Origin of the sequence: Streptomyces coeruleorubidus (assembly GCF_008705135.1) — a bacterium.
Classification (GTDB): Bacteria; Actinomycetota; Actinomycetes; order Streptomycetales; family Streptomycetaceae; genus Streptomyces; species Streptomyces coeruleofuscus.
Window position 1 is genome coordinate 3787938 of record NZ_CP023694.1, and the last position, 24580, is coordinate 3812517.

General features: G+C 70.7%; 15 protein-coding genes and 1 pseudogene. 3 read left to right on the forward strand and 13 right to left on the reverse strand.

Annotation, left to right across the window (positions count from 1 at the left end; translation table 11 throughout):
• Positions 1 to 26: 26 nt before the first annotated feature.
• The 5 genes from CP976_RS17425 to CP976_RS17445 form a co-directional block, all read right to left on the reverse strand.
• Positions 27 to 1514: a hypothetical protein gene (locus CP976_RS17425; protein WP_150481210.1), complete on the reverse strand. Its 1488-nt coding sequence runs from the start codon at positions 1512 to 1514 to the stop codon at positions 27 to 29.
• Positions 1495 to 1956 (reverse strand): GtrA family protein, encoded by a 462-nt coding sequence (locus CP976_RS17430; protein WP_229875189.1) that lies wholly within the window; start codon positions 1954 to 1956, stop codon positions 1495 to 1497. The genes CP976_RS17425 and CP976_RS17430 overlap by 20 nt, the downstream gene beginning before the upstream one ends.
• 123 nt (positions 1957 to 2079) lie before the next feature.
• Entirely contained in the window at positions 2080 to 7038 is a 4959-nt protein-coding gene (locus CP976_RS17435) for an NAD-glutamate dehydrogenase (RefSeq protein ID WP_150481211.1), read from the reverse strand.
• Between the two features lie 577 nt (positions 7039 to 7615).
• The gene (locus tag CP976_RS17440) at positions 7616 to 8281 is read right to left on the reverse strand and encodes an HAD family hydrolase (RefSeq protein WP_150481212.1); all 666 of its coding nucleotides are present in this window, start codon (positions 8279 to 8281) and stop codon (positions 7616 to 7618) included.
• Positions 8282 to 8370: 89 nt separating this feature from the next.
• Positions 8371 to 8886 (reverse strand): DUF6912 family protein, encoded by a 516-nt coding sequence (locus CP976_RS17445; RefSeq protein ID WP_150481213.1) that lies wholly within the window; start codon positions 8884 to 8886, stop codon positions 8371 to 8373.
• A gap of 547 nt (positions 8887 to 9433) precedes the next feature.
• On the opposite strand from CP976_RS17445, the pseudogene CP976_RS17450 reads away from it, so the two are divergent.
• A pseudogene (locus CP976_RS17450) lies at positions 9434 to 10120 on the forward strand (Rv3235 family protein); the annotation flags it as partial.
• Positions 10121 to 10219: 99 nt separating this feature from the next.
• On the opposite strand, the gene secA reads toward CP976_RS17450, so the two are convergent.
• A complete protein-coding gene (gene secA / locus CP976_RS17455) occupies positions 10220 to 13063 on the reverse strand; it encodes a preprotein translocase subunit SecA (RefSeq protein WP_150481214.1) in 2844 nt (947 codons plus the stop codon).
• A gap of 279 nt (positions 13064 to 13342) precedes the next feature.
• Between secA and CP976_RS17460 the strand changes: the two genes are divergently transcribed.
• A complete protein-coding gene (locus CP976_RS17460) occupies positions 13343 to 13912 on the forward strand; it encodes a GNAT family N-acetyltransferase (RefSeq protein WP_150481215.1) in 570 nt (189 codons plus the stop codon).
• A 194-nt stretch (positions 13913 to 14106) separates the two neighbouring features.
• Complete coding sequence (locus CP976_RS17465) at positions 14107 to 15312, forward strand: winged helix-turn-helix domain-containing protein (protein WP_150481216.1); 1206 nt, start codon at positions 14107 to 14109, stop codon at positions 15310 to 15312.
• A gap of 35 nt (positions 15313 to 15347) precedes the next feature.
• Here the strand turns inward: CP976_RS17465 and CP976_RS17470 are convergent, their stop codons facing one another.
• The 7 genes from CP976_RS17470 to mtnA all read right to left on the reverse strand — a co-directional run bounded on the left by CP976_RS17470 (position 15348) and on the right by mtnA (position 24564).
• Positions 15348 to 16094, reverse strand: coding sequence for a response regulator (locus tag CP976_RS17470; protein WP_150481217.1), 747 nt, complete (start codon positions 16092 to 16094; stop codon positions 15348 to 15350).
• Positions 16095 to 16300: 206 nt separating this feature from the next.
• Positions 16301 to 16999 (reverse strand): ribosome hibernation-promoting factor, HPF/YfiA family, encoded by a 699-nt coding sequence (hpf, locus tag CP976_RS17475; RefSeq protein WP_086853511.1) that lies wholly within the window; start codon positions 16997 to 16999, stop codon positions 16301 to 16303.
• 311 nt (positions 17000 to 17310) lie between these two features.
• Positions 17311 to 18207 (reverse strand): ComF family protein, encoded by an 897-nt coding sequence (locus CP976_RS17480; RefSeq protein WP_150481218.1) that lies wholly within the window; start codon positions 18205 to 18207, stop codon positions 17311 to 17313.
• Between the two features lie 219 nt (positions 18208 to 18426).
• On the reverse strand, positions 18427 to 20259 hold the full coding sequence (locus CP976_RS17485; RefSeq protein ID WP_150481219.1) for an LpqB family beta-propeller domain-containing protein: 1833 nt from the start codon (positions 20257 to 20259) through the stop codon (positions 18427 to 18429).
• A complete protein-coding gene (gene mtrB / locus CP976_RS17490; RefSeq protein ID WP_150481220.1) occupies positions 20249 to 22525 on the reverse strand; it encodes an MtrAB system histidine kinase MtrB in 2277 nt (758 codons plus the stop codon). Before mtrB ends, CP976_RS17485 begins: the two co-directional genes overlap by 11 nt.
• A gap of 1 nt (position 22526) precedes the next feature.
• Positions 22527 to 23216 (reverse strand): two-component system response regulator MtrA, encoded by a 690-nt coding sequence (gene mtrA / locus CP976_RS17495; RefSeq protein WP_003990656.1) that lies wholly within the window; start codon positions 23214 to 23216, stop codon positions 22527 to 22529.
• A gap of 199 nt (positions 23217 to 23415) precedes the next feature.
• Complete coding sequence (gene mtnA, locus CP976_RS17500; RefSeq protein ID WP_150481221.1) at positions 23416 to 24564, reverse strand: S-methyl-5-thioribose-1-phosphate isomerase; 1149 nt, start codon at positions 24562 to 24564, stop codon at positions 23416 to 23418.
• Positions 24565 to 24580 lie beyond the last annotated feature (16 nt).

The following is a 24580-nucleotide window of genomic DNA, read 5'->3' on the forward strand; positions in this document are numbered from 1 at the left end:
CCACCCCCCTCAGAGCGTCGTACAGCTCATCGCACCACGGCATAGAGCACCTGTCCCCGAGGCCCCCGAGCCACCTCCCGCAACCCCGCACCACCCCCGGCGGCACCGCCGGTATCCACAACCCACCGCACCCCGTACTCCCGAAGAATCTCCCCCCGCTCCCGCCCCGACGTCCCCTCCGCGAAGTACCTCCGCACAGCCGCCCCCCGCCGCGCCTCATCCGACAGAAAGAAGTCGGGATACCCGGGTGCCACCGTGTACGCCCCGTACGCCGGGATCTGCCGAGCCGGCCGTCCCTCCCGGGCCATCACGACATCCCCGTACTTCACCCAGGGCGTCATCCAAAGGTACCCCTCCCACGGCCGCCGGTACTTCTCCGCGACGGCCTCCGGCAGATCCCCCTGCTTCACCACGTACCCGACCGTCCCCACCTGTGTCCAAGCCCCCACAGCCAAGGCCACTCCCAGCACACACGCCCACCCCACCCGAGCCCCCCGCCGCCCGGCCTCGCCGACCTCCACCGCCGCCGCGACCTGCGCCGGAATCAACGCCGCCGGCAACGCCCGCCCCCACGACCAGTGCCCGCTCAGCCCGCCCGCCGCCACCACGACCACCCCCAGCACGAAGAACAGCACCAGCGGATCCCACCGGTCCCGCCACCACCGCACCCCCAGCGCCACCACCCCGAGCAGCACCAGCCAGTACCGCCCGAACAGGTCCTCGTACAGCGGCCGGTGCACCGACTCCAGATCGCCCCCGGCCCCGAACAGCGCGAAGAAGTCGTAGTACGGCCACAGCAGCAGGACCACCAGCCCCAGCGCCAGCCCACCGCCCAGCCGGAGCCACACCACCCGGCCCGGCCGCGCCGCGACCACCGTCGCGAGCGCCCCCAGCGTGGCCACCACCCCCGAGAACTGATGGCACAGCAGGATCACCGCCCACAGCGCCCCCAGCCCGAGACACAGGCCCCACCCCGCGTCACCATCACCGTCACCGCGCACCGCCCGCCCGAGCCACGCCCAGAAGTGGAACGCGAGCCCCAGCGCGAACACGCTCGGATACGACACCGTCAGCGCGAGCGAGTTGAGCCCGTAGAAGCCGCTCCAGTTGAACAGGACCGTCCCCCACAGGAACAGCAGGCTCAGCACGGCCAGTGCGGGCGCGGCGCGATGGCCGCTCAGCGTCCGCGCATACCGCCACACCCCCGACAGCAGCAGCGCGAGCCCGGCCAGCGCCCCCAGCCGCAGCACCACGAAGACCGACAGACCGCTCACCCGGGCGACACAGCCGAGCACCAGCATCCAGGGCGAGTAGTACGGGCTCGGGGTGTCCGCGTCGACGAGCGGATTGCCCGGGTCGACGAGATCGTGCCGCAGCCGCTGGACCGTCGCGGCGTGCATGCCGAGGTCCCCGGCCCACGGCAGCCGGACGATCACCAGGGCCAGCAGCAGGACGACCACCGCGGCGGCCGCCTGCGCGGCGAGGGCCGCCGGCCTAGGCGCGGTGCGCGTCATGCTGGAACACCCAGGTGCGGTAGACGAGGAAGCGGAAGGCGGAGGCCAGCACGATGGAAGCCGCCTTGAGCGCGTTCGACTCGAAGGGACCGGCCAGGCCGAGCCCGTGGTATCCGACGTAGAACAGCCCGCTTTCCATGGCCACGCCGATTCCGCTGAAGACGAAGAACAGCGCGATCTGGCGCCGGGTGCGGGACGCCCTGTCGCGGTAGGTGACGTACCGGAATCCGAGGTAGTTGGTGCCCATGGCGATCAGGCTGGCCGCCACGGTCGCCACCATGGCGGCCCGGTGCAGCCCGTGCAGGAGCACGTTGAACACCAGGAGGTTCACCGCGACGCCGCTCCCGCCGACCAGCGCGAAGTTCGCCACTTCGAGGACGACGCGCTTCACCGGCGGGCCGGCGGGAGCGGCCGCTCGCTCCCCGGAGAGGTTCACAGTCACGCCCCAAGCCTTAGCCGGAAACGGTAAGTCCTCCACTCGAATCGCCCTAAGGCACACCAAGAAGAAGGCGCCCCGGGCCGATACCGGCCCGGGGCGCCCAGGACGCCGCACTGCTGCGAACTGCTACGAATGCGTCCGCAGCAGCGTGCGCATCGTCCGCATCGCCACCGACAGGTTCGCCAGGTCGAACGCCTCGGAGCCCTGGATCTCCTCCAGTGTGGTGCGGGCCCGGCCGAGGATCGCCGCGTTCTTCTGCTCCCACGCCTTGTAGCGCTGCTCGGGCGTCGAGGTGCCGTCGCCCACCGCCAGGACGTCGGCGGTCAGCGCCGCGTGCGCCGCGTACAGGTCCTCGCGGATCGCCGCGCGGGCCATGGACTGCCAGCGGTCGGCGCGGGGCAGCTCGATGATGCGGTCCATGAGCTGGGTGATCCGCAGCCGGTCGGCGAGGTCGTAGTAGACATCGGCGACGTCCAGCGGCTCCCGGCCCATGCGGTCGGCGATCGAGACGATGTCCAGCGTCGGGAAGGCGGAGGAGAACCCGGCCACGCGCGTGGCGAGTTCGTCCGGCACGCCGACGTCCGTCAGCTCGTCGTAGATCTTCTGGTACCACTCCAGGTCCGCGCCGCGCAGCAGCTTCGGAAGCTGGGTCCAGACCTGCTCGACCCGCTCGGCGAAGAAGTCGACGGTCTCGGCGAGCTGGAGCGGCTGCGGCCGGTTGTTGAGCAGCCAGCGCGTGCCGCGCTCCACCAGACGGCGCGAGTGCAGCCGGATACGGGTCTGGACGTCGGCCTCGACCTTGTTGTCGAGCGCCTCGACCCCGTCCCACACCGGCGACTGGCGGAAGATCTCCCGGGCCGCCGTCTGGGCCCGGACGATCTCCTCCAGCGACGCGCCGGTCTCCTCGCGCAGCCGGTGCAGATACGTCGTACCGCCCGTGTTGACCGTGTCGTTGACCAGGACCGTCGTGACGATCTCGCGGCGCAGCGGGTGCCCGTCGAGACGGTCCGGGAACTGCTCGCGCAGCTCGGTCGGGAAGTAGCAGTGCAGCAGGCCCCGCAGGTACGGGTCGTCCGGCAGCGAGGTGTGCAGCAGCTCCTCGGCGACCGTGATCTTCGTGTACGCCAGCAGGACGGCCGTCTCCGGGCTGGTCAGGCCCTGCCCCTGGGCGAGCCGCTCGCGGATCTGCCGGTCGGTGGGCAGGAACTCCAGCGCCCGGTCGAGGTGGCCCTCCCTGACCAGGTGCTTCATGAAGCGCTGCTGGGCGTGGAGCATGTCCTTGGACTGGGCGAGGGCGTTGGCGATCGCCGTGTTCTGCGCGTAGTTGTTGCGCAGCACCAGGTGGCCGACCTCGTCCGTCATCTCGGCGAGCAGCTTGTTGCGCTGCTTGACGGTCATGTCGCCGTCGGCGACCAGGCCGTTGAGCAGGATCTTGATGTTCACCTCGTGATCGGAGGTGTCCACGCCCGCGCTGTTGTCGATGGCGTCGGTGTTGATCCGGCCGCCGTGCAGCGCGAACTCGATCCGCCCGAGCTGGGTCAGGCCCAGGTTGCCGCCCTCGCCGACGACCTTGACGCGCAGGTCCTTGCCGTCGACGCGGATGGCGTCGTTGGCCTTGTCGCCGACGTCCGCGTTGGACTCGGTGGAGGACTTGACGTACGTACCGATGCCGCCGTTCCACAGCAGGTCCACCCGCGCCTGGAGGATGGCCTTCATCAGGTCGGCCGGGGTCAGCTTGGTGACCTTGGCCTCGATGCCGAGGGCCTCGCGGATGTGGGCGTTGACCGGGATCGCCTTGGCCGTACGCGGGAAGATGCCGCCGCCGGCCGACAGCAGCTCCTTGTCGTAGTCCTCCCAGCTGGAGCGCGGCAGCTCGAACAGGCGGCGGCGCTCGGCGTAGGAGGTGGCCGCGTCCGGGTTCGGGTCGATGAAGATGTGCCGGTGGTCGAAGGCGGCCACCAGGCGGATGTGCTCGGAGAGCAGCATGCCGTTGCCGAACACGTCACCGGACATGTCGCCGATGCCGACGACCGTGAAGTCCTCGGTCTGGGTGTCCACGCCCAGCTCCCGGAAGTGCCGCTTGACGGACTCCCAGGCGCCGCGGGCGGTGATGCCCATGCCCTTGTGGTCGTAGCCGGCCGAGCCGCCGGAGGCGAAGGCGTCACCGAGCCAGAAGTTGTACTTCTCGGCGACCCCGTTGGCGATGTCGGAGAAGGTCGCCGTGCCCTTGTCGGCGGCGACGACGAGGTACGTGTCGTCCTCGTCGTGCCGGACGACGTCCGCCGGGGGCACGACCTCGCCGGCCACCATGTTGTCGGTGATGTCGAGCAGCGCCGAGATGAACGTCTTGTAGCTGGCGATGCCCTCGGCCATCCACGCGTCACGGTCGACGCTCGGGTCGGGCAGCTGCTTGGCGACGAAGCCGCCCTTGGCGCCGACCGGCACGATGACGGTGTTCTTCACCATCTGCGCCTTGACCAGGCCGAGGATCTCCGTACGGAAGTCCTCACGGCGGTCGGACCAGCGCAGGCCGCCGCGCGCGACCTTGCCGAAGCGCAGGTGCACGCCCTCGACGCGCGGCGAGTACACCCAGATCTCGAACGCCGGGCGCGGCGCCGGCAGGTCGGGGATGGCCTGCGGGTCGAACTTCATGGAGACGTACTCGTGCGGCTTGCCGCCCGCCGCCTCCTGGAAGAAGTTGGTCCGCAGCGTCGCCTTGATGACCGTGAGGAACGACCTGAGGATCCGGTCCTCGTCGAGCGAGGCCACCTGGTCGAGGGCCGCGTCGACCTCCTCCAGCAGCGCGTCCACGATCTCGTGCCCCGCGCGCTGCCGGTCCGGCGACATCCGCGCCTCGAACAGGGAGACGAGCAGGCGGGTGGTGTGGACGTTGTTGCGGAGGGTGTCCTCCATGTAGTCCTGACTGAACGTGGACGCCGCCTGCCGGAGGTACTTCGCGTACGCCCGCAGCACCGTCGCCTGGCGCCAGGTCAGCCCGGCGCTCAGCACCAGGGCGTTGAAGCCGTCGTTCTCCGCCTTGCCGGTCCAGGTGGCGGCGAAGGCGTCCTGGAACCGCTCGCGGGCGTCGTCGCCGAAGTGGTCCCCGCCGCCCCGGGGGCGGGGCATGCGCAGGCCGAAGTCGTAGATCCAGGCCACGCTCCGGTCCGAGCAGCGCAGCTCGTACGGCCGCTCGTCGACGACCTCGACGCCGAGCCGGTTGAGGACCGGCAGCACCGCCGACAGGGAGATGGCGTCGCCCGTGCGGTAGATCTTGAAGCGGCGCTCCTCGGGGGCGGCGCCCACCGGCTCGTAGAGGCTGAGCGCGAAGTCCTCGCCCTCCTCGGCGTTGAGCTGTTCGAGGTGGACGAGGTCGGCGACCGCGGCGCGCGGGTTGTGGTCTGCCTTGTAGCCCTCGGGGAAGGCGTGCGCGTACCGGCGCATCAGTTCCGCCGCGCGCTCCTCGCCGAGTTCGGCGTTGAGCGCCTCGGAGAAGGCGTCCTCCCAGGAGCGGGCGGCCTCCACCAGCCGGGCCTCGATGCGCTCCTTGTCGGCGTCGGACAGCTCGGGCAGCTCGGTACCCTGCGGGACCCGGACCACGAAGTGCAGCCGGGACAGGATCGACTCGGTGTTCCAGGCCGTAAAGTCGACGCTGATGCCGCCCAGTTCCTCCTTCAGGATCTCGATGATCCGCAGGCGCACGGCCGTGGTGTAACGGTCGCGCGGCAGGTAGACGAGGGCGGAGTAGTAGCGCCCGTACTCGTCCTGGCGCAGGTAGAGCCTCAGCCGCCTGCGCTCCTGGAGGTAGAGGACTGATGTGACGATGGACCGCAGCTCGTCGACCGGGGTCTGGAACAGCTCGTCGCGCGGGTAGGTCTCCAGGATCTGGAGGAGGTCGCGCCCGTCGTGGCTGTTGGGCGAGAACCCGGCCTGTTCGAGGACCTCCTCGACCTTGCGCCGGATGACCGGGACCCGGCGCACGGACTCGGTGTAGGCGGCGGAGGAGAACAGCCCGAGGAACCGCCGCTCGCCGACGACATTGCCCTCGGCGTCGAACTTCTTGACCCCGATGTAGTCCAGGTACGACGGCCGGTGCACGGTCGACCGGCTGTTCGCCTTGGTCAGGACGAGCAGCTTGTGCTCGCGCGCCTTGGCCCGGGCGTCGGCGGGCAGCCGCTCGAAGGACGGGCTGACCGGGTGGCTCTCCTGGTCGGAGTGGTGCGGGTCGGCGCGCAGGATGCCGAGGCCGGTGCCGGGCACGGCGGCCAGCGAGTCGTCCCCGCGCAGCTGGTACTCGCGGTAGCCGAGGAAGGTGAAGTGGTCGTCGGCCAGCCAGCGCAGCAGCTCGCGGGCCTCCTCGACCTGGGGCCCGGGCAGGTCGGCGGGGATGGGCTCGTCCGGCAGCCCCTCCGCCAGCCGGGTCGCCGCTTCCCGCATCTTGCCCCAGTCCTCGACGGCCTCACGGGCGTCGGACAGCACCCGCAGCAGGTCGGCGGTGATCTGCTTCAGATCGGCCCGGTCGGTCTCACGATCGATCTCGACATGGATCCAGGACTCGACGTGCGCGTCGTGCGGAAGGTCGCCGACGCCGGTCGTGGGAGAGGGCAGCACCTCGATGAGCTTGCCGGTGACATCGCGCCGCACGATGAACTGCGGGTGGATGACGACGTGGATCCCGCGCCCCTGCCGCGTCAGCTCGTTGGTGACGGAGTCGACGAGGAAGGGCATGTCGTCGGTGACGACCTCGACGACGGAGTGGCTGCACGTCCACCCGTTCTCTTCGACCGTGGGGGTGTGCACCCGCACGTTGGCCGTGCCCTGGGGGCGATTCTCGGCCAGCCGGTAGTGCGAGACAGCGGCTCCGAAGACGTCGACCGGGTCGCGGTCGGTGAGGTCCTCCGGGGCCGTGTGCAGGTAGTAACGCTGGAGGAACGAGAGCAGTGACTCGCGGTCCGGGGCCTCCTGGGCGTCTGGGGTCTCCTCGCCCGTCGACCCGGTCGGTAGGTGCCCCCCGACCGGGCTGTTCTCAGCAACCCGGGCGGCCCTCTCGAGCAACTCGGCCTTGGCTTCGTCCAGCTTGGTCTGCATTGTCCTCTGGCTCCTGTCGCGCGCCGTTGCGTGACGTAGAAGGAAGTACGGCCTCTGCGCTTACGACGTCACGTCGTGACACGGGGTATCCGGTCTGTTCCGACGCTATGCCGCAAGGTGAGATGAGCGGGGGTGTCTGAGCCAATCTTGAGCTGCCCCACGGGTGTGAGGCTGCTCTCTGCGACGCCTCGGTCCGGGTGGTGCTCGCCGTCCCGGGAGTCCTCGAAGCCCCGTCCCGCCCGCGAAGACCAGCGACCGCCGCCCGGTCACGGATGTGGTCCGTGCTCTCCGGGCGCAGGGCAGGGACGACGACGTCCCCGCGAACTATCGCGCTGATCACGCCACCAAGGCTATCGCTCCTTACAGGGGGCCCGTCATGAGCCGTATGTGTACAAAACCAGGCCTGGAAGTTTGACGTTCTGCACAGTGCCATTACGGCCGCTGCGCGCAGTCGTGCCTCCCCCAGTGCCTTAAGGGCCTGGGAGGTACCCCCAGGGCGGCACGGGTGGGCGCAGCGGCACCCCGCTCCGCCGGGCTGCGGTCCCACCCGCCCCCAGCACCGACGCCGAGCACCCGGCTACGCCGCCAGCCGCTCCGCCTCGGCGACCGCTTCCTCCAGCGTGTCCACGACCGGCACGCCCACCGCCTCCAGACTCGACCGGCTGTGCGACCCACCGGTGTACAGCACGGCCCGCGCCCCCACGTACTGCGCAGCCACAGCGTCGTCCGCGGCATCCCCGATCACCACGGTGCGATCAGGGGCCACGCTCTTGAGCGACGCGAGATGCCGCACCATGTGCTCGGCCTTGCTGCCCCCCGACGGCCCGGTCCGCCCGTCCACCCGTATGAAGTGCGGCTCGATCCCGAACCCCCGCACCAACGGAACCAGCTCCTCGTGCACATACATGCTGAGGATCGACTGACTCCGCCCCGCCGACCGCCACCCGGACAGCAGTTCCACCGCCCCCACGGTCAGCCCGCAGCTCACCCGGTGCTCCGCGTAGTACCGATGGAAGATGTCGTCCATGACCTCCCACTCGGCCTCGGTCGGCAGCCGCCCGATCAGCCGCTCGTAGAACTTCGGCACCGGCACGCAGTACAGCTCCCGGTACTTCTCCAGCGTCAGCGGCTCCAGCCCCAGCTCGGCGAACGCCGCGTTCGTCGCCCCGATGATCGCGTCGATGTCATGGAACAGCGTCCCGTTCCAGTCCCAGACAATGTGCGCGCCCGTCTGCTTCCCCATGCCCCAAAACGTACCCGCCCCCACTGACAATCAAGAGAACGGCGACTCAACGCGCCCCCTGAATGCCGAGAGCACCCGCCCCGGCTCGCTCAGTCCCCGCGCCCCACCAGGTTCGGAATCTCCTGCGTGGCGAACCACAGCAGCTCGTGGTCCTCCGCCCCTTCCACGACGAACTGCGCGTCGTCGTCCCCACCGTCCGCCGCCGGCAGGGCCTCGGCCGCCGCCGTCACATCCGCCTCCGCGTCCGCGGCGTCGACGTGCACGGACGCCGCCTTGGCCAGCGGGACGGCGCCGGCGACCCGTACCTCCCCCAGCGCCGCCGGGTCGAGCCCTCGGTCGGGATCCGCGCTCGCGACCCGGTCGGGTACGTCCACGGCCACCACGACCCGCCGCCGCGGCGCCTCCGGCTCGGCCGCCAGCAGCCGCAGCGACGCCAGCGCGGCCCGGCTCAGCGCCGCGTACTCCAGTTCCTCGATGTCGTCGGAGAGGTACCACTCGCGCAGCCCGGGCGTCACGGCGTACGCGACGAACGGCCCGGCTCCCAGCTCACCCGTCCTGTACGCCTCGGCGAGACCGGGGAGGGTCAGGGGCACGTAGACACGCATGGCTGGCTGCTTCTTTCGTGGTCGCTTCATGGTCGAAGGGCTCCGGAGGGCCTTCAGGATACGTGCGGGACGTCCCCTTTCGAGTTCCGTCCCGTGACGCCGGACGCGGCAACTCCACGCCCGGCATTCACCCGGCGCATCCCCGCGCTGACCGGCTCCATGCCCTCCGCACCACCCGGATAGGTGAACATTCCGGCGCCCGCCACCGGGGGCCCGCTTCCTTGCCCTTGCCCCCGCCGGACCCGTACAAGATCACCAACCCGAAGTTACTCCCCGGTATCCACCGGGCCCACGAAACGGGGACCCCATGAACAAGGTCATGACCAGGGCACAGCAGCGCCCGGCCAGCCGCCCACCGACCCGCCGCGACCCCCGCCGCCCCGACGGCACCACCAACCCACGCACCCCCGGAAGCCCCACTCCCCGCACCCCCGGCGACACCGCCCCACCCCGCACCTCTGGCAGCACGACCCCGGGCACCCCCGGCCGCACCGCCCCACCCCGCACCCCGGGCGGAGGCCCCACCCGCCCACCGACAGCCGACGGCCGCCCTCCGGCCCGCCGCGACCCACGCCGCCCCAGCGGCACCGCCAACCCACGCACCCCCGGCAGCACGACCCCACGCACCCCCGGAAGCCCCACTCCCCGCACCTCCGGCGGCACCGCCCCACCCCGCATCCCGGGCGGGGGCCCCACCCGCACGCCGGCAGCCGACGGCCGTCCTCCGGGCTCCGCCCGCGCCGTGAGGCCCCGTACCCGCCCCACGGACACCCGCCCGCCGTCCCCCTCGGCCACCCCCACAGCACCCCGCAGAGCGCCGCGAACCACCGCCCAGGCCTCCCGGGGCTCCGCACCACGCGTCCCGGCCCAGCACCCCCGCCGTCCGGCCCCTCACCCCCTCCCCACCGACCTCTTCGCCGACCTCCTCCTCGCCGTCCTCAGTGGCCACCGCCCCGTCCACTCGATGCTCCGCCACACCCGGGGCCGCGCCTACGACGAACTGGCCTGGCTCGCCGAACGCGGCCCCCTGCGCACCCGGGGCGCCCGCCCCGTCGTCCGCGACATCGGCTACTTCGAACCCCGCCCCGGCGCCATCGAGGCCTTCGCCCGCATCGGCGCCGGCGACCGGCTGCGCGCGATGGCCTTCCGCCTGGAACTCGGCCAGGACCTCCGCTGGCGCTGCACGGCGGTGGAACTCGGCGGCCCCCGCCCACCCCGCGCAGAGTCCGACTGAGCCACCGCACAAGGCCGCACAGCCGCCGATCCACCAAGCCGAAGGGCCGGACACCCTGGGGTGTCCGGCCCTTCAGCCGCTACGGTGCCTCAGCGACCGTCACTTCTTACGACGCCCCCGGCTCCGCGCCTGCTTGCGGCGCTCCGCGCGCGTGAGGCCGTCGGCCTCGGAACGCACCGGCTCGTCGTCGGCGAAGTCACCCTCGATGGTGCCGCCCTCGCCGTCGACCGTCGGCGCGGAGAAGTGGAGGTTGCGCCGCTGCGGGGCGTCGAGCCCCTTGGCGCGGATCTCCGGGCGGGCACCGGCCTGCGCCGGCACCGCGTCGTGCTTCTCCAGGTCGGCCACCGGCTTGGTGTCCTCGACCGGGACCTCCTCGACCTGCTGCTCGACTTGGACCTCCAGGTTGAACAGGTAGCCGACGGACTCCTCCTTGATGCCCTCCATCATGGCGGTGAACATGTCGAAGCCCTCGCGCTGGTACTCGACCAGCGGGTCCTTCTGCGCCATCGCGCGCAGGCCGATGCCCTCCTGGAGGTAGTCCATCTCGTAGAGGTGCTCGCGCCACTTGCGGTCGAGGACCGACAGCACGACCCGGCGCTCCAGCTCACGCATGATCTCGGAGCCGAGCTGCGCCTCGCGCGCCTCGTACTGCTCGTGGATGTCGTCCTTGACGGAGTCGCCGATGAACTCGGCGGTCAGCCCGGCACGGTCGCCGGCGGCCTCCTCCAGCTCCTCGATCGTGACCTTGCACGGGTAGAGCTGCTTGAAGGCGCCCCACAGCCGGTCGAGGTCCCAGTCCTCGGGGAAGCCCTCGGCGGTCTCGGCCTGGACGTAGGCGTCGATCGTGTCGTCCATGAAGTGCTGCACCTGCTCGTGCAGGTCCTCGCCCTCCAGGACGCGGCGGCGCTCGCCGTAGATGACCTCACGCTGGCGGTTGAGGACCTCGTCGTACTTCAGGACGTTCTTACGGGTCTCGAAGTTCTGCTGCTCGACCTGCGACTGGGCGGAGGCGATCGCGCGCGTGACCATCTTGTTCTCGATCGGCACGTCGTCCGGGACGTTCGCCATCGACATCACGCGCTCGACCATCTGGGCCTTGAACAGCCGCATCAGGTCGTCGCCGAGGGAGAGGTAGAAGCGGGACTCGCCGGGGTCGCCCTGACGGCCGGAACGACCGCGCAGCTGGTTGTCGATGCGCCGCGACTCGTGCCGCTCGGTGCCCAGCACGTAGAGCCCGCCGAGCTTCTCGACCTCGTCCTTCTCGGCCTGGACGGCCTTCTCGGCCCGCTTGAGCGCCTCGGGCAGGGCCTGCGCCCACTCCTCGATGTGCTCCTCGGGGTCGAGGCCGCGCTGGCGCAGCTCCGCCTCGGCGAGGTCCTCGGGGTTGCCGCCGAGCTTGATGTCCGTACCACGGCCGGCCATGTTCGTGGCCACCGTGACAGAGCCCTTGCGGCCGGCCTGGGCGACGATCTGCGCCTCACGGTCGTGCTGCTTGGCGTTCAGCACCTCGTGCTGGATGCCGCGCTTGCTGAGCTGCTGCGAGAGGTACTCGGACTTCTCGACCGAGGTGGTGCCGACGAGGATCGGCTGGCCCTTGCGGTGCTTCTCCTCGATGTCGTCGACGACCGCCTCGAACTTGGCGACCTCGGTCCGGTAGATCAGGTCGGACTGGTCCTTGCGGACCATCGGCCGGTTGGTCGGAATCGGCACCACACCGAGCTTGTAGATCTGGTGGAACTCGGCGGCCTCGGTCATGGCCGTACCGGTCATGCCGCACAGGCCCGGCATTTCCTTGCCGTTGTGGTCGTGGCGCTTGTAGAGGCGGAAGAAGTTCTGCAGCGTGATCGTGGCGAGGGTCTGGTTCTCGTCCTTGATCGGCACCCCTTCCTTCGCCTCGATCGCCTGGTGCATGCCCTCGTTGTAACGGCGGCCGGCGAGGATACGTCCGGTGTGCTCGTCGACGATCATGACCTCGTCGTCGATGATGACGTAGTCCTTGTCCTTCTTGAACAGTTCCTTGGCCTTGATGGCGTTGTTCAGGTAGCCCACGAGCGGGGTGTTCACCGACTCGTAGAGGTTGTCGATCCCCAGCCAGTCCTCGACCTTGGCGACACCGGACTCGTGGATGGCGACCGTGCGCTTCTTCTCGTCGACGTCGTAGTCGCCGGTCTCCTCGATGCCCTTGAGCGGCTGGCCGGCCTCGCCGCGCTTGAGGCGCTTGACCAGCTTGGCGAAGTCGCCGTACCACTTGGTCGCCTGGTCGGCCGGGCCGGAGATGATCAGCGGCGTACGGGCCTCGTCGATGAGGATGGAGTCGACCTCGTCGACGATGGCGAAGTTGTGGCCGCGCTGGACGAGCTCGTCCTGGGACCACGCCATGTTGTCGCGCAGGTAGTCGAAGCCGAACTCGTTGTTCGTGCCGTACGTGATGTCGCAGGCGTACTGCTCGCGGCGCTGAGCCGGCGTCATGTTGGCGAGGATGCAGCCGACCTCGAGACCGAGGAAGCGGTGGACGCGGCCCATCATCTCGGAGTCACGCTCGGCCAGGTAGTCGTTCACCGTGATGATGTGGACGCCGCCGCCGGACAACGCGTTCAGATACGCCGGCAGCGTGCCGACGAGGGTCTTGCCCTCACCGGTCTTCATCTCGGCGACGTAGCCCATGTGCAGGGCGGCGCCGCCCATCATCTGCACGTCGTAGTGGCGCTGGCCGAGGACGCGCTTGGCGGCCTCGCGGACGGTGGCGAACGCCTCGGGCAGCAGGTCGTCCAGGCTCTCACCATCGGCGTACCGCTGCTTGTACTCATCGGTGAGGGCCCGCAGCTCGGCGTCGGAGAGGTCGACGAAGTCCTCTTCGATGGAGTTGACCTGGTCCGCGATGCGGTGCAGCTTGCGCAGGATCTTGCCTTCGCCTGCACGCATGATCTTCGAGAGGACGGACACGGGGGTTGGTCTCCTTGCCGGTCGGGCCTGGGACGGTCGGTTACCACTTGACTTACTGAGCAACGGCCATCGTATGCGAGGACCCCACCGCGCCGGGAGGGCCCGCCGCGACGGCGACCGTCCGCTGCTTCGTTTCGCTTCACTCTGCTTCAAAGGGGACAACGTCCGGGCCCCTCGGATGGTGCCGCATCCCTCATCCGAATTAAGCGAAGCGTGATCAAGCCCTCACCTACAGCAATCAGATGGCGCTTCCAAGAGTCCCCCGACCACAATCGGCCGATGGACCCCGTCACACTCACCACGGACCGCCTCCTGCTCCGCACGGTCGGCCCCCAGGACACCGACGCGGTGTACGACGCCTGCCAGGACCCCGACATCCAGCGCTGGACCACGATCCCCTCGCCGTACCTCCGGGAGAACGCCGAGGCCTTCACGGAACAGTTGGTCCCCGACGGCTGGTCGGACGGATCCATGTACACCTTCGGCGTCTTCCTCCACTCCGGAGAGCTCGCCGGCATGCTCGGCATCACCATGCACGCCCTGGGCATGGGCGAGATCGGCTTCTGGGCCGCCAAGCAGCACCGCTCCAACGGCTACATCACGGAAGCCGCCCTCACCGCCTGCCGCTGGGCCTTCGTCCAGGCCGCCGTAGACCGCATCGAATGGCGCGCCGAGGTGGGCAACCACGCCTCCCGCGCGGTAGCGGAACGAGCCGGCTTCACGATCGAAGGCATGCTGCGCGCCGCCACCAACAACAAGGGCGTACGCCGCGACACCTGGGTCGGCTCGCTCCTCCCATCGGACATGGGCCTACCGTCGACGGCCCCGTACCTGCCGGCGCGTGCGTAGCTGCTGAGCTGCTGAGCTGCTGAGCTGCTGAGCTGCGGGCAATCGTGCCGCTAAGGGCGGCACGGGTGGGCGCAGCGGCACCCCGCTACGCCGGGCTGCGCACCCACCCCACCCCAGCCCCGGCGCCCAGCACCCCACACCCAACCCCGCAGCTCACGCCCCTCTGTCAGTCCCACCCCCTATCGTGCAAAACCATGACCACCCCGCGCCCGCGCCCCGCAACAGAACTCTCCGCAGACGAGGCCCGCCGCCTGGCGCTCCGCGCCCAGGGCTTCCTCGGCGCCCCACCCCGCCGCTCCGGCGTCCGCGGCATCCTCCGCCACCTGGGCGCGATACAGCTCGACACCATCTCGGTCCTGGCCCGCTCCCACGAACTCGTCCCGTACGCCCGCCTGGGCGCGGTGGGCCGAAAGACAGTGGAGAACGCCTACTGGAAGCCTGATGTTTCCGGCGCGCCTTCGGCACGACCCCACGCCTTCGAGTACTGGTCCCACGCGGCCTGCATCCTCCCCATCGAGGAGTGGCCCCACTTCGCCTTCCGCCGCCGCGCCTACCGCAACCGCCCGCACTGGAACCACGAGCTGCCGGACGGCGCCTACGACGAGGTCATCAAGCAGCTCCGTAACGAAGGTCCCCTCACGGCGACGGAGTTGGGCGGCGCGAAGAAGACGAACGACTGGTGGGACTGGTCCGGCACGAAGGTCGCCGTCGAGCGCGCCCTGATGTACGGCGAGGTGGTCTGCGTGGAGCGCCGCGGCTGGAAGCGCGTGTACGACCTGGCCGAGCGCGCGATCCCGGAGGACCTGCTGCACGACGAGCTGGACGACACCGAGTGCCTGCGCCGCCTCGTCCGCCTGGCGGGCCAGTCCCTCGGCGTCGGCACGCGCGCGGACATCGCCGACTACCACCGCCTCAAGGGCGAGCAGGTCGACGCGGTGATCGCCGACTCTGGCCTCGTCCCGGTCACGGTCGAGGGCTGGGGCAAGCCCGCCTGGGCCGATCCCGCGGCCCTGGAGACACCCCCGCGCGGCCGCCACCGCACCACGCTGCTCTCGCCCTTCGACTCCCTGATCTGGGAGCGGGCGCGCACGGAGCGGATCTTCGGATTCACCCACCGCCTGGAGGCCTACGTCCCCAAGCAGAAGCGGGTGTACGGCTACTTCGCGATGCCGGTCCTGGCCGGCGGCCGGCTCGTCGGCCGCGTGGACCCGGCCCGCGAGGGCCGCACGCTGGTGGCCAAGCAGGTCACGCTCGACGGCCCGAAGGCGGTCCCGGCCGTCGCCCAGGCCCTGGCCGAGGCGGCGACCTGGGTGGACTGCACGGACGTACGCGTGGAGCTGGTCGACGCACCGGACCTGCGCGAGCCCCTCGTCAAGGAACTCGCCCGCATCCTCGTCTGAGCCCTACGGGGTCTGAGCCCCACCGGGTCTGAGCCCTACCGGATCTCGAGGATCTTCTCCCGCATCGCGTACACCACCGCTTCCATCCTGGAGTGCAGCTGAAGCTTCTCCAGGATGTTGCGCACGTGGTTCTTCACGGTGTTCTCGGAGATGAACAACTCCTTGGCGATATCGCGGTTGTTCATCCCCGTCGCGACGAGTTTGAGGACTTCCAGTTCACGGTCCGTCAGCCGCGGCGCGGGCACCAGCCGGCGCTCGTCCGTGCGCTGGATCATCGACTTGAACTCGGTGAGCAGCTTCGAAGCCATGGACGGGCTGATCTGCGACTGCCCGTCGGCCACCGCGCGAATGGCGGTGGCCACCTCGTCCGTCGAGATCTCCTTGAGGAGATAGCCGGTCGCGCCCGCCTTGATGGCTTCGTAGAGATCGGCTTCCTCATCGCTGATCGTCAGCATGATGATCTTGGCGCTGGGGGCGACCTCCTTGATGGAGGTGCAGGCCTCGATCCCGCCCCGCTTGGGCATCCGCACATCCATCAGGACGATGTCGGGCAGCAGGTCTGCGGCCTTCTCGACGGCCTCGGCACCGTCACCCGCCTCCCCGACGACCTGGATGTCCTCCTCGGCCGCCAGCACGATCTCCAGGCCACGGCGGAACAGGGCGTGGTCGTCGACCACGAGGACTCTGATCGGTTCCTTGCGTGGAGAGCCCGTGTCCGGGCCCATGCCGACGACGCCGTCGTCGGCACCCTCGTCACGCATCGGTCCGAAGCTGTCCGCCATCGTTCCTCCCCCTGAAGGCTGTGGCCTGTGGTCCTGAGCCATCGCCAACCCAGAGCCACGACCCACCGGTTGGGCCGTGGCCAACCATGATTTCATGCCTGGACGACACCAGGGTGACGGAGCGGGGCGCCAAGTGGTCGCACGGGGGTGCCCCTGGGGGCGCACACGCGCTCCAGGGGCACCTGCTCCGCTGTCACCCGGCATGGTCAGCCGCCGAGCGCACCGCCCGCGTCGGGTGAGTGCGCCTGTGTGACCATCGTGTCCGTCCTGAGGTGAATCACGCCGTAGTCGTAGGCGTGCCGTCGGTAGACGACACTCGGTTCCTTGGTCTCGGAGTCGACGAACAGGTAGAAGTCGTGCCCGACCAGTTCCATCTCGTAGAGAGCCTGGTCGAGGGTCATGGGGGCTGCGACGTGGGTCTTCTCGCGGACGACGATGGGGCCGTCACCCTGCACTTCGAGTGAGCCGATCTTCTTCGTGGGGACGGCCTCTTCCGGCTCCTCCTCCGGAGTCGGCACCAGGCCGTTTCCGTTGAGCGTCGCCACGCCCGGGACGTGGTCGGCGACCTCTGCGGCCGAGATCCGGCGCGCGCCACGGCGCGAGAACCGCTTGTCGTGCTGCCTGCGCAGCCGGGCTTCCAGCTTTTCCGCCGCCAGGTCGAGAGCCGCGTACGGATCGCTCGCCGCTGCCTCCGCCCGGATCACCGGACCGCGGGAGCGGAGCGTGATCTCCACTCGGTCGCAACGGTCGGCCTGCCTGGGGTTGGGCTCCTTGGACACCTCGACGTCGAGGCTGATCACCTTGCCATCGAGCTTCTGGATCTTCTCCAGCTTCAGCTTCTCGGCCACGTGCTTCCGGAACCGCTCGGGCACCTCGGTCTTGCGGCCCTTGACGACGATGTCCACGCAGAACTCCGTTCCCGGATCGCTCCGCTTCGCTGCGGAGCGTCTCCCTTTTGCACCAGGTTCCGGTGTCCCCCGGAACCTCGGACTCGGTGACTTCCACCTCCTCCCCCGTGGGCGAGATCTCCACTCCACCGTCGCGAGTGATGAAGAAATTCCCACGGCACGGCATTCGGATTCGAGAGGTGTGGCCTGCGGCTTTCCCTCTCAACCGAACATATCTCGCCCGGACGGATGTCGTCACCCTCTACTGCGGCGTACCTCCGTTCAGGTGAATAAGCCCTCTCGTTACCTGCAACGACGCAAGATCTCAGTCAGTTCCGGTTTATTTGGAAAGAGTCCGGTGATGCCGCGACCACTGCCGCACACACCACGTCAACGACTCCGCCGGCGCAGCCCGCGCCCGTCATTCCGTGCCGGCCGGGCCGCCGGCCCGTCCTCTCTCGCCTTGATCCGACGTTCTGTTCCTCTCTGCTTTCCCACGTCTCTCCCCCGTACACGGCCGCGGCCCCAGCAGCGTTCGAAACCGGCCCCGCCGCCCGCACCGCCCGCGCGGCCTCCGCCAAGGACGCCCCGGTGGTCATCACGTCGTCGACGAGGACGACCGGCCCGCCGGAGAGCAGCCGGGCACCTCCGGGCACCACCGCCAGCGCGCCCGCGAGATTGTCCAGTCGCTGCCGGGAGTTGAGCTCCGACTGGTCGGCCACGGCCCGCCGCTGCCGCAGCACGCTGAGCACCCGGGCAGGCATCCCGCTCCGCCTCAGCTCTCCAGCCGCCGCGAGCGCGATCCGCCGCGCGGGATCATGCCCCCGGGCCCGCACGGCCCGCCGCCCCGACGGCACGGGCACAAGCAGCACAGCAGCCCCGGCGCCCCGGGACCACGCCCCCTCGGCCCTGGCCCAGGAGCCGCCCCACGCCTTCCGAAGCCCCGCCCGCACGGCTCCCGCCAAGGCCACCCCGAGGGGACCGGCGAGCGCGAGGGCGCCCCGTTCCTTGTGGGCCAGCAGCGTCGCCCGCACCTCGTCCGCGTACGGAGCCGCCGCGTGCACCACGGGCAGCCCTGGCGGCTCCGGCACCGGCCGCACCCGGCGTGCCGCGACTCCGCTCAGCACCGCACGGCACTCCGGGCAGAGCACCGTACGAGGCCTCCCACAGCCCCCGCACTCGGCCGGCAGCACCAGGTCGGTGAGGTCCTGCCACCACCCCCGCATGGCCACCACTGTGCCGCCCCGGGGCCTCTCCGGCCACCCCTGTGGACAACGGCCTGTGGACAACTCCCCGCCAGGCGAACCGTTCGTCCCTCACACGAGTGACGGCCCTGTGGGACGGCTCCGTGGGGCGGCCCCATGCGCCTCCCCCGTGAGCCGGCTCAGCGACCGACCAGGGGCGCACACAAGCGCGCCCCGCGCACCGGCCACGGGGGCACCACCTCACCCCGGGTAGACCGGCGCCGTCCCCTCGGTCACCTTCTGCCACTGCGCACCCGACGGCAGCCGGACGATTCCGTCCACCGAGTACGCCACCAGCGGCAACTGGTCGTCCTCCGCGGCGGTGACCTCCTTGACTCCGGTCAGGGCCGCAGGCGCCGGTATGTCCGGCGTGGAGCCGTCGACCTGGACGTACCGCATCTGTTCCACGCCACCGTGCTCGCGCCCGACCACCACGAGCCGGCTGTCCCCGGCCCACGACATGGCGGTGATCTCCTCCAGCTCCGGGGTCGCGGAGCGCAGTTCGACGACCCTGACGGCCGACTGCTCGCCCGGCTTCCCCTCCCGCTCGATCAACCCGATGAGCAGGGTCTTCTTGCCGCCCTTCTCCACGACGAGCGCGATCCTCACCCCGTCGGCGGCCACCCGCACGGCCTGGATCCGCCCGTCCAGGTGCGGCGTGCGGACCTCCAGCGGATCGCCCTTGCCCTCCTCCAGCAAGAGCAGCCGTGGATCGTCCGGGTCGCGGTCGGCCACCCACAGCCCGTCGTGGGCGTCCCAGCTGGGGGTGGTCAGCCGGTCCTTCTCGGTCGGGCCGTGGCTGCGCAGCACCGGCTCGCCGAGCGAACCGCCCGAGACCATCGACCCCACGTACAGCGACTTGCCGTCGAGGCTGACTCCGGCCGCGGTGTGCTCGTCGCGCGACACCGCCACCGACCGCAGCGCCGTGTCGCCCTCGCCCAGCGCCCCCGGCGCCGGGTCCGGCTTGGTGTCGCTGTCGCCTGCGGGGATCCGTACCAGCCGGTCCTTGGCGTCGACGAAGTACAGGAAGTCGGGGCTGCGCACCGCGCTCCGGAGGGCGACGGCGTCGGCTCCCTGCCGCGTGAGCGAGCACAGCTCCGCCCCGCCGGCCCGCAGCTCGACCCCGTCCACCGCGGGGCTGAGGCTGTGCAGCGTGAACAGCAGCTGGGCCGCCATCTCCTCGCACCGGTTGGTGCCGACGCGCGCGGCCTTGTCGTTGAGCGGGATCGTCAGCTTGTTCCGGTCGTCGGGCGTCAGCGCGCCGGCGTCCTTCGTCAGCGCCGTCCCGGTGGGGAAGCTCGACCTGACCACCGGCCCGAGCCACCGCGTCGGCCCGCTCAGGACGGAGCGCACCATCTGCGTCATGGGATCCACCCGCCGGCGGACGTACACGGGGTCGGCGACCGCGGTGGGCTGGGTGTCCGCCACGGCCACCGTGGTGTTCGAAGCGAAGTAGTACTTGTTGACGGACATGTAGTTGCGCTGGAAGTCCGACTCGCCCATGACGACGCCCTGCGGCAGCGCGTCGATTCGCCACTGGCCGCTCTTCTCGCCCTTCTTCAGGTGCACGGTCCTGGCGTACGCCCCGGTCGCCGGCGCGTACGACTGCTGTGCGTCCACCGTGGCCACCTTGGTGCCCGTCAGCATGTACGTGATCTCGCCGGTGTCCTCCCGGCCGCCCGCGCCCTCGGGCTCGGCACCCGGCCCGTCCGTCAGCACCGTCGTGGAAGTCTCCGGCCGCCACGTCTTGGCGGCCTCACCCGTCAGGTACTGGCGCGCGGTCTTGTAGTGCGGATCGTCGCTGGTGAGCGCCTCCAGGAAGCCCTGCACGATCTCCGAGGGCTGCGCGTCCTCACCCGGCGGCACGGCGAACACCCGCACCTGGGTCTCCTGGCGCGGTGTGGACTCCACACCCCGCAGATCCCCGCTGTCCGGCATCGAGGCACACCCCGCCAGCAGCAGGACGCCACCAGTGGCGTACGCCATCACGCGCGCGGGCGTACGCCGACCGCGCCCCCCACGGTCAGCGCCCACGAGATGCCTCCCCATGCCTGTCCGCGTTCTCCGACTCGGATTTCCTGTCCGAGCCTGCGGATCCGTTGTCCCTGTCCGCGTCCCGCGGCCCGTTCACGGCCTGGTCCCGAGAGGCCCCAGCAGGACCACTCGGCCCGCCGTCGCCGGGCGTACTCGCCGGACCGCTCACCACACCGTTGCCGACCGCCTCTGACGAACCGCTCGCCAGGCCATCGCCGCCCGCGCCCGCCGGGCCGCCCGCACCCCCGCCGCGAGCCGGCTGCTCCGGGGCCGCCTGCGGATCGTCCTGCCGCCGCGTGCCCGAGGCGGGCCGGGGCACCACGCGCGCGCCGTTGCCGGGCAGCGCCGTCGGATCGGCCGTGGGGGCCGCGGAGGCCGCCCGCGGCGGTATCGGGTCCCGCGCCGGCCCCGGCCCGCTCGCCGACTGTGCCGGCACGGTCGCCCGCTTCTCGCCGTCCCCGCCGCCGCACGGCAGACCGGCGTCGTCGAGCCCCCGGTTCCGCCGTGAGTCCTTGGGCTCCAGCGGTATCGGAGAGCCCCGCAGCGGCTCGTCCGCGGTCCTGGGCAGCGTCAGCCGGAACTGCGAACCGCCGCCCGGCTCGCCCCACGCCTGAAGCCAGCCGCCGTGCAGCCGCGCGTCCTCCAGGGCGATGGACAGCCCCAGACCCGTACCACCCGTGGTACGCGCGCGTGCCGGGTCGGCCCGCCAGAAACGGCTGAACACCCGCGTCGCCTCGCCCGGCTTGAGCCCGACCCCGTAATCCCGCACCGCGACCGCGACCGCACCGCCCGCCGCGGCGAGCTTGACGACGACATCCCTGCCTTCACCGTGCTCGACGGCGTTCACGACGAGGTTGCGCAACACGCGCTCCACGCGCCGGGCGTCGGCCTCGGCGACGACGGGCTGCTGGTCGCCCAGGACACGGATCTGCGTCCCCTTGCGCTCCGCGAGCGGCTCGGCCCCGCTGACCACCCGCCGTACGACCTCCCTGAGGTCTATCGGCTCCGCCTCCAGCGCCGCGGCACCCGCGTCGAACCGGCTGATCTCCAGCAGATCCGCGAGCAGCGACTCGAACCGGTCCAACTGGTCGGCGAGCAGCTCCGCGGACCGCGCGGTCACCGGGTCGAAGTCCTCCCGCGCCTCGTGGATGACGTCCGCGGCCATCCGCACGGTCGTCAGCGGCGTACGCAGCTCGTGCGACACGTCCGACACGAACCGGCGCTGCATCCGCGACAGATCCTCCAGCTGGCTGATCTTCAGCTGGAGGTTCTGCGCCATCTTGTTGAAGGCCTCGCCGAGCCGCGCGATGTCGTCCTCGCCCGTGACCTTCATACGTTCCTGAAGCCGCCCGGCGGACAGCCGCTCGGCGATCCCCGCCGCCATCCGCACCGGCGTGACCACCTGGCGCACCACGAGCCAGGCGATGGCCCCCAGCAGGACGACGACGAACAGCCCGGCCGTCGCGAGAGTCCCCTTGACCAGGCTCAGCGACTTCTCCTCCTGGGTGAGCGGGAAGAGGTAGTAGAGCTGGTACGGGTCCCCGTTGGGGTCGTTGACCTGCTTGCCGACGACCAGGCCCGGCTGGGAGTCCTTGGTCACGTTGTTGTACGTGATGCGGGTGTAGCTCTGCGCGGCCGTCGCGCTGCTGCCGATCCGCTCGCGCAGCTCGGGGGGCACGCTCCTGCTCCAGTCCACCTCACCGGAGGCACGCTGCCCACGGCCGCCCGCGCCGTCCTCGTCGGAGGCCGGGAGCGTCACCACGTCGAAGGCGCCCTGGCCGCCGCTGGACAGCGAGGAGACGAGGTCGCTCATCCACTCGGAGACGTTCTGCGCGGGACGCCCGTCCGCCGTGGCGACATCGTCGCCGGTGCCGCTCGCCGCCTCGTCGGCCCTCTGCTTGGCCACCGCGAACCCGCCCGTGGCCTGGCTCTGCGACGCCTTCACCTTGGCGTCCAGCAGGCCGTTGCGCACCTGCCCGATCACCACGAAGCCAAGCAGCAGGACCACGCCCAGCGACATCAGCAGCGTGGTCGCGACGACCTTGAGCTGGATGTTGCGCCGCCACAGCCGCATGACGGGCAGCAACGGCCGGCGCACCCACCGCATGAACAGCCGGATGACCGGGCTGCCCTGGACCCCGCCCTGGAGCAGCAGCCCGCTCTCCAGAAACCGCCCCCAACGCGAGCCGGCCTTCTTCCGCCCGACAGGCCGCCCCGGGCGGCCCCCGGACCGTCCGGGCGCCGAAGCGGCACTGTCGCCGGACATGTCAGCTCGGCCCTGCCTTGTACCCGACGCCGCGGACGGTCACCACGATCTCCGGCTTCTCCGGGTCCTTCTCGACCTTGGAGCGCAGCCGCTGCACGTGCACGTTGACCAGACGCGTGTCCGCCGCGTGCCGGTAGCCCCACACCTGCTCCAGCAGCACCTCGCGCGTGAACACCTGCCACGGCTTGCGCGCGAGCGCGACCAGCAGGTCGAACTCCAGCGGCGTCAGCGCGATCGACTGCCCGTCCCGCTTCACGGAGTGCCCGGCCACGTCGATGACCAGGTCACCGATGGCGAGCTGCTCCGGAGCGGGCTCCTCCGACCTCCTGAGCCGCGCCCGGATCCGGGCCACCAGCTCCTTCGGCTTGAACGGCTTCACGATGTAGTCGTCGGCACCCGACTCCAGACCCACGACGACATCGACCGTGTCGCTCTTCGCCGTGAGCATCACGATCGGCACCCCGGACTCCGCCCTGATCAGACGGCACACCTCGATGCCGTCCCGACCGGGCAGCATCAGATCGAGCAGCACCAGATCGGGCTTGGACTCACGGAAGGCGGCAAGCGCCTTGTCGCCGTCGGCCACGAAAGACGGCTCGAAACCCTCACCACGCAGCACAATGCCGAGCATCTCGGCCAGTGCGGTGTCGTCGTCGACGACAAGGACTCGTCCCTTCATAAACGACATCATCCCATTCTCATAACGGTGGCGAAGGCAGTGGTGAGGTAGGTCACCGGCAGTGACCATAGTCGCAGCAAGCGCTACTGTCTGCCCTCGCCCACCCCTGTTGATCTCGACGACGGGCAACGGCGAGCCCCCGGTCCCCCCGCGAAGGGACGAGGTCGCCGGAGCCCGCGCCACTGCGTACGCGCTCCGGCAGCCGCCCGACTCAGCCCGCCGACACCCGGCGCGACCGGGCGCACACCTCGGCGAGCGCCTCAGCCGTGACGGGCGAAACCGCGCCTTCCTCCGTGACGATCGCCGTCACCAGCTCGGGCGGGGTCACGTCGAACGCCGGGTTGTACGCCTGGGTCCCCAGCGGCGCCACCGGAATGCCACCGCCCGCCTCAGCCCCGGTCACCGGCACCTGCGGCGCCACGAACTCGGTCACCTCATGACCGGCCCGCTGCTCGACCTCGATGGACGCCCCGTCCGGGGTGTCCGGATCCACCGTCGTCACCGGCGCCACCACGATGAACGGCACATGGTGATACCGCGCGAGCACCGCCAGCGGATAGCTCCCGACCTTGTTCGCCACCGATCCGTCCGCCGTGATGCGGTCCGCCCCGATCAGCACGGCGTCCACCTCCCCGGCGCCGAACAGCGACCCGGCCGCGTTGTCGGTGAGCAGCGTGTACGCCATCCCGCTGCGCGCCGCCTCGTACGCGGTCAGGCGGGCGCCCTGCAACAACGGACGCGTCTCGTCCACCCACAGACGCCGCAGCCGCCCCGCCCGGTGCGCCGCGAGCGCCACCGCGAACGCCGTCCCCTCCCCGCCCGACACCAGCGAACCGGTGTTGCAGTGCGTGAGGATCCGGTGTCCGCCGCCGGGCAGCAGCTCGTCCAGCAGCGCCAGCCCGTGCTCGGCCATCCGCCCACTGGCCTCGGCGTCCTCCCGGTGCAGCTGCCGCGCCGCCGCCAGCGCCGCCGCGGCCGCCTGCCTGATGTCACCGCCATTGGCGAGCGCGGCCTCATGGGCCGCTTGCGCCCGGCGCACACCCACGGCCAGGTTCACCGCGGTCGGCCGGGCGCTCGCCAGCGCGACCGCGGCCTCGTCCACGTCGAAGCCCCGCACGGCGGCGAGCGCGACGCCGTACGCTCCCGCGATACCGAGCAGGGGCGCCCCGCGCACGGCGAGCGAGCGGATCGCCTCCACGAGCGCGGGCGCGTCCGTACAGACCAGTTCGACCTCCTCGACCGGCAGCCTCGTCTGGTCGAGAAGGACCAGAACGGGTCCTTCCGGTGGTTCTTCCCAACGGATCGCCGGGATCTCGGTCGGCCGTTTGTCATCGCCGCTGTACGCGTACTGATCAGCCATGCGGTCAGTCTGCCCC